Annotated in this window: 10 protein-coding genes; 1 reads left to right on the forward strand and 9 read right to left on the reverse strand. The window is 39.8% G+C overall.

Going from position 1 to position 8,266, the window contains the following annotated elements; translation table 11 throughout:
- The 3 genes from A9239_RS11885 to A9239_RS11895 all read right to left on the reverse strand — a co-directional run.
- Positions 1-857 (reverse strand): ABC transporter ATP-binding protein (locus A9239_RS11885; RefSeq protein ID WP_069575312.1); only part of this gene is annotated, 857 nt, incomplete at its 3' end.
- A 224-nt stretch (positions 858-1,081) separates the two neighbouring features.
- Positions 1,082-2,488, reverse strand: a complete 1,407-nt coding sequence (locus tag A9239_RS11890; RefSeq protein ID WP_048119244.1) for an MATE family efflux transporter — start codon at positions 2,486-2,488, stop codon at positions 1,082-1,084.
- A gap of 27 nt (positions 2,489-2,515) precedes the next feature.
- Positions 2,516-3,019, reverse strand: a complete 504-nt coding sequence (locus A9239_RS11895) for a MarR family winged helix-turn-helix transcriptional regulator (RefSeq protein WP_048119242.1) — start codon at positions 3,017-3,019, stop codon at positions 2,516-2,518.
- A gap of 248 nt (positions 3,020-3,267) precedes the next feature.
- Here A9239_RS11895 and A9239_RS11900 point away from each other — a divergent pair, with 248 nt between their 5' ends.
- A complete protein-coding gene (locus A9239_RS11900) occupies positions 3,268-3,726 on the forward strand; it encodes a pyridoxamine 5'-phosphate oxidase family protein (RefSeq protein WP_048119239.1) in 459 nt (152 codons plus the stop codon).
- Between the two features lie 213 nt (positions 3,727-3,939).
- Here the strand turns inward: A9239_RS11900 and A9239_RS11905 are convergent, their stop codons facing one another.
- The 6 genes from A9239_RS11905 to A9239_RS11925 form a co-directional block, all read right to left on the reverse strand.
- The gene (locus A9239_RS11905) at positions 3,940-4,746 is read right to left on the reverse strand and encodes a hypothetical protein (RefSeq protein WP_048119236.1); all 807 of its coding nucleotides are present in this window, start codon (positions 4,744-4,746) and stop codon (positions 3,940-3,942) included.
- Positions 4,747-5,248: 502 nt separating this feature from the next.
- A complete protein-coding gene (locus tag A9239_RS11910; protein ID WP_080941512.1) occupies positions 5,249-5,734 on the reverse strand; it encodes an SET domain-containing protein in 486 nt (161 codons plus the stop codon).
- A 106-nt stretch (positions 5,735-5,840) separates the two neighbouring features.
- Entirely contained in the window at positions 5,841-7,178 is a 1,338-nt protein-coding gene (locus tag A9239_RS11915) for an APC family permease (protein WP_048119233.1), read from the reverse strand.
- 138 nt (positions 7,179-7,316) lie between these two features.
- Positions 7,317-7,778, reverse strand: coding sequence for a hypothetical protein (locus tag A9239_RS11920; RefSeq protein WP_048119230.1), 462 nt, complete (start codon positions 7,776-7,778; stop codon positions 7,317-7,319).
- Entirely contained in the window at positions 7,775-7,918 is a 144-nt protein-coding gene (locus A9239_RS19555) for a hypothetical protein (protein WP_155396482.1), read from the reverse strand. Before A9239_RS19555 ends, A9239_RS11920 begins: the two co-directional genes overlap by 4 nt.
- A gap of 61 nt (positions 7,919-7,979) precedes the next feature.
- Positions 7,980-8,266, reverse strand: a 287-nt coding sequence (locus A9239_RS11925; RefSeq protein ID WP_141706446.1) for a tetratricopeptide repeat protein, incomplete at its 5' end; no start/stop codon positions are given.

An 8,266-nucleotide genomic window follows, 5' to 3' on the forward strand; every position in this document is an offset into this window, starting at 1 on the left:
ACGACTCTTGTTGCATATCTCACAAGTTCAACGTCGTGGGTAACAATAATGATCGTCTTCCCTTCTCTTGTGTGCAACTCATCCAGAAAATCCAGAATATAATATCCAGTCTTGGTATCCAGGTTTCCTGTAGGTTCATCTGCCAGGATTATGGGCGGGTTTACAGCTAGGGAACGGGCTATTGCAACTCTCTGCCTTTGTCCGCCTGAAAGCTGGGACGGAAGGTTTTGTCTCTTGTTTGAGAGCCCGACAATGTCAAGCAGATATGAGGCTTTTTTTCTGGCCAGTTGTCTATCTTCTTCCTGAAATTCCATCGGTAAAAGCACGTTTTCTTCCGTATTCAGGGTTGGAAGAAGGTTAAAGCTCTGGAATATGAAGCCAATCATTTTTCCTCGGATAATGGCGAGTTCTGATTCATTTAATTCTGAAATATCCTTAGAATTCAGGCAAACCGTGCCTTTTGATGGTATATCCAGGCAGCCCAGCAGGTTCATCATCGTACTCTTTCCACTTCCGCTGGGCCCGAGAATGATCAGAAATTCCCCTTCGTAAATTTCCAGGTTTATTCCTTTAAGGGCTGCAAACTCAACCTCCCCCATCTGATAAATTTTCCAGACATTGGTCAGCTTGATAAGAGGCTCATCTTTATTTTGAGATATCCTTCCCGCATTGGAACTTTTAGCATCACTGTTTCCGGAATTAAAGTATGGAATGGATTCTAAATTCCCAACTGAGCCATTCTCCTCGGAACCATTCTCGGATTCGTCATAGAAATCCGTCTTTCTTTCGAGGGAATCCATAAATTTTGAGAGATTCAATTTTGATTTGAAATAATCTATTATTTCAGTAAGTGTCATACCCACCCTCTAAAAAGTTAGTTATATCTGAGCTGAACTTTTTTAAAGAACCTGAGTTGAATTTTTTTGTTTATAATATAAGTTATTCCTTAAACGATTTTATGATGAGATGAAAACCCTTTTTGTGACAGACCTAACGACTTTTTTGTGACAGATCTGAAAACTTTTCTTGTGACAGACCTAAAGATTTTCTTGATCTGACACAAAAACTCTTTTGTAAACTGTTAGATATTAGACATTTTATCTGCAATTTCTGATCCAGCAGCAGTTTTTGAAGACTTTTTCTGTTCTTTGAAGATTTTATAGATCCTGAAAAGCAGGAACCCGGAAAGCAGAAATGCCAGAAAATCTGAGATCGGATAAGCTGCCCAGACTCCATTCAGTTGATAATACCGGGGAAGAATGGTAACAAGAGGGATCAGGAAGAGGAGCTGCCGGCTAATTGAAAGAAGGAACGCAGGTTTTGCTTTTCCCAAAGCCTGGAACAGGATTGATGTGATCACATTCATGCCTACCAGAGGCATACCCAGAAGCATGATAGTTATAGCTTTTTTTCCAATCTCCAGATATTGCGGGTCTGCACTGAATAATCCGAGAATTTGTTCTTTTAAGAGTAATATGCTCAGCAGGCCCAGTATTCCAATAGTCGTTGTCGCTGCAAGCGATAATTTTACAGCTTCGACTATTCTTTCATATTTTTTTGCTCCATAGTTAAACCCGACAATAGGTTGCAGGCCAAAGCCCATACCCAAAAGGGACATGAAAATGAAGGAGTTAACTTTTATTATTACACCAAAAACGGCAATTGCGCTATCTCCTCCATAAGTTGCGAGTGCATTGAACACGAAAATCATCATGACACTGTTTGAGCACTGCATTACAAAAGACCCAATACCAATAGCCCAGATTTCCTTAACAATTTTCATATCGGGTTTCAAGGTTTTGGGTCTGAAATGAACAGCTCCTTTTCCTTTGAGGTAGTAAAGCAGGAGCCAGATCGAAGCTATTGTTTGTGATATTACGGTTGCAATTGCAGCCCCTTTTACACCCATTCCAAAACCAAGCATAAAAAGCGGGTCAAGGAAGATATTGAGACCGCCTCCTACAAGCATAGCATTCATTGCAAGGCGGGCGTTTCCTTCGGAGCGAACAATATTCTGAGTAGCCACTCCAAAGACAAAGACAGTTCCTCCTAATATTATATATTTAAGATATTCTCTGGCATAGGGCATGACACCAGCAGTTGCTCCGAAAATCTTCAAAATCGGATCAAGATAATAAAGGCAAGGAATGGCTATAAGCACACTTAATATTAAACTCAGGGAAAAAACATTTCCAAGTACTTTTTCGGCTTTTTCATTTTCTCGAGCTCCAAGAGCACGCGAAATTATGGAAGAACCTCCTGTTCCGAGCACAATTCCAAAAGCTACCACCATCATCTGGATTGGAAATGCTATCGAAAGTCCGCCTATGGCCTGGACGTCATCTGTTCCATAGGCCATTCCCACGAAAAAGGTGTCCACTACGTTATAAATAGCCTGAACCAGCATTCCGATGACAATAGGGGCTGAGAGCTTAAACAAGAGCTTCTTTATGTTATCTTTGCCGAGGAACTCACTTTTTTCATCCATATTTTTTTATCTCCATCGTTTTTCACCTCAATCGTCTGATCTGTCAGATGGAGGCTCGAACCCAGGCTCAAAAAGTTTAGTTACAGCTTTATGAATGAGCATCCTGAAAATTTCTTTTTCTTCAAAGGTAAAATCCGAAAAGAGAATATCTGTAAAAGCAGTCAACTTTTTTAAAATAATATCTCTCATTTCCTTTCCTTTATCAGTAAGGTAAACCCTGTAAGCTCGAAGGTCAGTTTCGTCCCTTTCCCTGTAAACGTAACCTTCTTTTTCCAGACTCTGGATTGCTCTGGCACTTGTTGCTTTGCTAACTTTCAGTTCCTTTGCAAGAGTTTCCTGGGATACTCCATCTTTGTAGTATAATGACATTAAAAACTCAAACTGTCCGCTTCCGACCCTGTAAGCTTCGAGTTCTTTTACCATGTACGCCAGATGGCTCCTGTAAATGTAAGCAATAGGGCCTAATATTTCTCTTGGATCTTTTCTTTTTGGGTCTGTTTCTCTTAAGTTTCCTTCTCTCAGGTCTTCCATAATTTGATCCTTCACATTTTATGAGCTGGGCAGCTTGTTTTTTAAATATAACATTGTGAAAATCATTACAAATGAAGCTGATCCGACCTCTATAGGCTTGTGAGGTATATAATAGTTCCGAATGAAACTAAACTTAAATGCAAAATAACTGGTTAGTATATATACTCATAAAGGAAGTAATTTTTATCCCAAAAATAAATATTTATTTACAGGTTTCTATAGCAAATTAATTTCTTTAAGGTGAAAAAATGGGAAGTAAAGACCTGATACAGGATCATCAGCAGATAGAAGAGATTCTCTCAAAGGCAAAGTTCCTTCGTATCGCCCTCTCGGACTCAGACAAACCTTACATTATCCCAATGGCTTTTGGATACGAAGATAACAAAATTTATCTCCACTGTTCTAGCAAAGGCAAGAAGATCGAGATCCTTAACAGGAACCCCAGAGTCGCTTTCGAAGCCGATGCTGAAGCTGAAGTCGTCACTGCCGAAGATATCTGCAAATATAATGTCTGCTATCGAAGTGTTGTAGGGAACGGACAGGCATTGTTTGTTGAAGATTATGATGATAAAGTAGAAGGGCTTACTATCCTTTCCGAGCATTACGGGAAAAAAGGGCCTTTTGAGTTTGAAGAATGGAAAGTTAACAGGTTGTGCGTAATTGAGATTGAGATTGAAGAAATGACAGGAAAGCAGCATGGGTTTTAAGTGAAGCAGAAAAGATCTTTGTAAAAAACAATCTGTTCTTCAATCTTCACTTTTATATTTCAAGTTTTATATTTCAAGTTTTATAATTCAACTTTTATATTTAAACTTCTACATTTCAAGTTTTCTAATTTAATTTTTATATTTTGGCGTTTATTATCCTGACTTAAAGTTCTTTATTATTTATGTAAACAAATTACTATATTTATGATATTTTTAAACCAGATGATACGCAAAAGCACTTAAAACCAGCCTGATTAATGAAAAAACAATTGAAATCATTGAAAAGGCTACAAGATATACGTTTAGAGCCAGTATCTCTGCAAAAAGGCCGGAGAAATCAGCATTGAAAACGAGAGCAAACAAATTTATCAGCAAAATGAAAAAGAGTATGGTTACAAAACCCCTGCCTGCTCCTTTAAGGTCTTCTTTGCTCAGGGCTATATGCGAAGAGATTGCGATTGCTAGGGCAAAATAAATCCAGAAATTGAGAGAAAACAGGTTTTCTACCGAAAATATGCTTTGAAAAAGACCTGCGGTAAGGGCGAAGATTTTTGTCAAAATATACTGGTCCGGCTGGGCAGGTTCAAGGGTAAGATAATTGGCAACCCTTGTAAAAGAATCCGGCAGCAGCAGTTTCATGCCGATGATAAGAGCCGTGGTCCCGCTGAAGATCGGGCCCATACCTATGAAAAAGTTTCCTATGTTCTGGTAGAGGCTTTTAGGGTTCCAGCTATGATTGACGTATCCAAGGGTTCCGTCCTTTTCCTTGTGGGTAAACAGCTTGAGTTTAGTTATTTTGTGTCTGAATACGTAGCACATCAGCAGGTGGCCGAGTTCGTGAATCGGAGTGCCTATCCAGGCTGTGACCAGAATTCCTTTCCTGCCAAAAGCTCTCTGGACGTAAAAGTTAGCCCGGTTCTCAAGAAGGCCGAGTATCATCCCGACAAGAATCAGAGAGCCTGTGACATAGAGAGTGTCAAACAGGCTTACCCGAAAAACCGTAAGAAATGTATTTTCCATTTTGGACTCCTTTTTGTAACTTCAGGAGAAGTTTTGGCTTTGAATTAACCCTGGATTAAATTTCACAGCTATTACTGTGATTCCTAAGTAGGCTCATCACACTTGATTTTTTAATAGATCCGAAGACCACGGATTTTTCCGTGGATAAGGAATTGATTTTGAAATCGAAGCGCTAGCTTATAGGTCAGTGTATAGGGTCAACATATAGGTCAGTGTATAGGATCAACATATAGGTCAATTTGTAGGTCAACTTATAGGTCAACTTATAGGTCAACTTATAGGTCAACTCATAAGTTAGCTTTTTATTATAAAGTGGCCGAAAATATAAACTTCGCGCCTGTCATATACAGAATCAAAAAAGCTTAATAAAGGTTAAAAGAGAAAAATACTTCTTCTTTCAGGAACATTCAATGACTAGACTCAATAGTCATTCTTTTCAGCATATTTCAAGATCTTCCTGACCTGCAAGATCGAACCAGACTGGGTTTTCGTCTTAGTGCCCTCAACGAAAGAGCCCATGAAACTTATAATTCCTTGTAACTTTGATTGGCCAACCTTGATAGTGAAAATCAAAATGCCCAATCGGGAATGCGCAGAGTTTATTCTGTGACTTCTGTGACGAGGTCTTAGGGTCACAGTGATAATTTATTGTGATTTCTTCGTCTTCCTGAATATCTCTTATGCAGACGTATTTTAAAAGGCTGTTATCGAAGTCTTTATAGTACCTTGCATTCGGGTTGTACGAGTGGTTATAACGAGAACCATAGCCCAGCGCCACAGCTGCATCTTTTGAATCAGGATCCACGGCGAAATAATAATTATAGAGCTTGGTAAGCTCAAGTGAGTCTATCTCTTCAGAGGGTAAGACTATGAAAGGACAGGTTTCTATTACCTCGCCTTTTCTAAAGTTCCTCTGTGCAAACACGCCCCTACCTTTTCCAGGTGATTCTTTTACACTTATCGACAATATATGGTCACATCCCCGCAAAATTTAAAAGTTGCTTATGAACTGTTTTATTATATTTATAAAGAATACGATTTATAGTTTTCTCTTTGAATTTTTTAGTTTAGTATTCACATTTAGTGCTTAACATTCAGTGCTTAGCCAAGACAGATATTTCCTGAGTTTCTTCACGGAGTGCATTTTCATTTCCGGATACATGACTGGATGTAGAAATTTTCTCTGTACTCCTGAGAAACCTGTAATATCCAAAGCCTATCAAAAAGACCGGATAGGCAATTTTCCAGGTAAAACCTGAGACCAAAAAACTCAGGGACACGAGTGAAAGAACCGAGAAAGTCCATTTCTTCCAGCCGTTTTCGGTTTTCCAGTATGCAATTATAATGAAAGCGTAGAGGAAAACGAAATTCTGGTTTACGAGCAGTATCATCGCTGATACCGGAATTTTTAGGAGATAACTTCCAAGAATCAGGAAAATTGAAAGTACATACAGCCCAACAAGGCTGGGCACAGGAATATTCCTTTTTGAAAGCTTTCCGAATATCTCAGGAAAAATTCCAGTCCTGCCCCCGGCGTACAGCAGGCGGCTTGCAGTAAAGTCCCAGGAACAGGCATTTGCTGCAATAACTATTATCATGAGCCAGATGAGCAGTTTTCCTCCGGGCGTAAAAAGCACGAGGCCGGAAAGCCCGGCTGCCCCCTGAAGAGAAGCACCTGAAACACTAGCTCCCGTGCTGATTAAGGCAAGTACAAGGTAAATTGAGGTCACAAGGGCAAAACTTAGCCAGTAAAGGCGAGGTACGTTTTTTTCAGGATCTTTTATTTCCCCAAGGGAAAAAGAAAGGTTTTCCCAGCCCAAAAAAGCCCAGAAAAGGAGGGCTGCAACTTTCCAGATGTTATGCAGGTCTATATGCGCGTTGCCGCTAATTGCTTCGCTGGCAATTCCGAGGCCCGAGCCCAGAAAATCAAGGTTAAAGGCAATAAGCAGGCCTATTAGCAGAAAAAGGACAGCCAGAGATGCGTAATTGATTAGAGAGATAACCCTCATTCCTGCCATGTTCGAAAGAAACATCAGGGTTACAAGAAGGATTGCAAAAAGTGCTGCTCCTGTGTTTGATAACTGAAAAAGCTGCTTCATATATTCGCTGCCTATAAGGGCAACTGCAGGAAGCCCGAAAAATAAAGAGCCTCCCACAAGGTAGGAAACCGCATATCCTCCCCAGGGTCCAACAGCCTTTTCAGCATAACCTGCAAGTCCGGCTGTAGAAGGAAATTTAAGGCCAAGGCTGGAGCAGACTTCGATAAGAGGGACTGCGACAATCGCTATAAGGAACCAGCCGAGGATTGCTTCATAGACGGTTCCTGCATCAAGTGCCAAGCCTGGCAGTGCAAGAATCCCTGTGCCTATAAGCATGCAAATTGCAAGCCCCATGCCCCGAGTGAAGGAAATCGTTTTCTTAAGTTCGGTCATTTTTATCTCTTAGGCTACCTGTAAAAGGTTTTGTATATTTATTTGTTCGCAAAGAGGCTTTCAGATAATTAAAACACATACTAAATATATTTTTCTAAAACCCTTAGTAGAAGAAAAGAGTTAAACATCGAAAAAGAATTAAAATATGCCGAAGTAATGCAAAAAAGCAATTGCGAGTGCCACGAAACTAATAATCAGCAAAAATCCCGAAATACGGATGTACCTGTACTTAATTTTCACCATTTCCTCGAATTTTTCCTTTGAGTCCCTAGTCGAATTTATGTTAATCTCATACCTTTTCCTTATAAGCACCATCACCGCAAAAATCAAACTCAGTAACCACAGCACAAGCGGAGCCATATAAATCAGGACAGAATACCATGTTGCTCCCTTAATATCTGAAAATGCAATAGCATGAAAATAAATTCCCTGAAGCAGCCCTGTGACAACAACAAACTGTTTTGCTGTATCCTCTACAACTGAAATAGATTCCCCAACAAGCTTTTCAGCGTTCTTTTTCCAGAAAGGATTGGGCTCAACGGGAACAAAAGGAATCTCTTCCTCACCAGTCCCGCTTTCAACTTCTCCTTCAGTTGTCATACCTTTGCTTCCCATTCAAATTCTTTTTTGCAATTGGGGCAGGCGAGATCTATATACAGGCTTTTGGGAGTTTTTCGGCTGAATACTTTTTTGATATCAGATAAACCAAAGCGTACTGCAACAGTTGTCCCATCTTCCATAATTATTTCTACATCTGTGTAATATTTGTACCCGCAGTGAGGACATTTAATGAGTTCAGAGTCATTCGTTCACCAACTTTTCAAATTCAGCTTTAAATTCTTCTTCTCCCATTTTATCTCTCAACTCTAAGATAAGTTTAGAAGCCAGTTGACTATATGGGGACTTAAGAGATTCGAAAATTGAAAAAGCTTTTATGTAAGCGTTGAGAGCAAAAACATATTCTCCCTTTGCTTCATAAATCACTCCTAACTGCCCCATTGTGCTTGCAATTCCGCTTTTGTCCCCCAGCTCTTTTGCAATTTTCAGTGACTTGTTATACTTTTTCACTGCTTCTTCGTAATTGCCCT

The sequence above is a fragment of the Methanosarcina sp. A14 genome (assembly GCF_001729375.1).
GTDB lineage: Archaea > Halobacteriota > Methanosarcinia > Methanosarcinales > Methanosarcinaceae > Methanosarcina > Methanosarcina barkeri.

Coding starts and splice junctions, on each gene's coding strand:
- A9239_RS11905 (WP_048119236.1), bottom strand. CDS start 4,746: ATGGAAAATACATTTCTTACGGTTTTTCGGGTAAGCCTGTTTGACACT.
- A9239_RS11920 (WP_048119230.1), bottom strand. CDS start 7,778: ATGACAACTGAAGGAGAAGTTGAAAGCGGGACTGGTGAGGAAGAGATT.
- A9239_RS11895 (WP_048119242.1), bottom strand. CDS start 3,019: ATGGAAGACCTGAGAGAAGGAAACTTAAGAGAAACAGACCCAAAAAGA.
- A9239_RS19555 (WP_155396482.1), bottom strand. CDS start 7,918: ATGGAAGATGGGACAACTGTTGCAGTACGCTTTGGTTTATCTGATATC.
- A9239_RS11890 (WP_048119244.1), bottom strand. CDS start 2,488: ATGGATGAAAAAAGTGAGTTCCTCGGCAAAGATAACATAAAGAAGCTC.
- A9239_RS11915 (WP_048119233.1), bottom strand. CDS start 7,178: ATGACCGAACTTAAGAAAACGATTTCCTTCACTCGGGGCATGGGGCTT.
- A9239_RS11900 (WP_048119239.1), top strand. CDS start 3,268: ATGGGAAGTAAAGACCTGATACAGGATCATCAGCAGATAGAAGAGATT.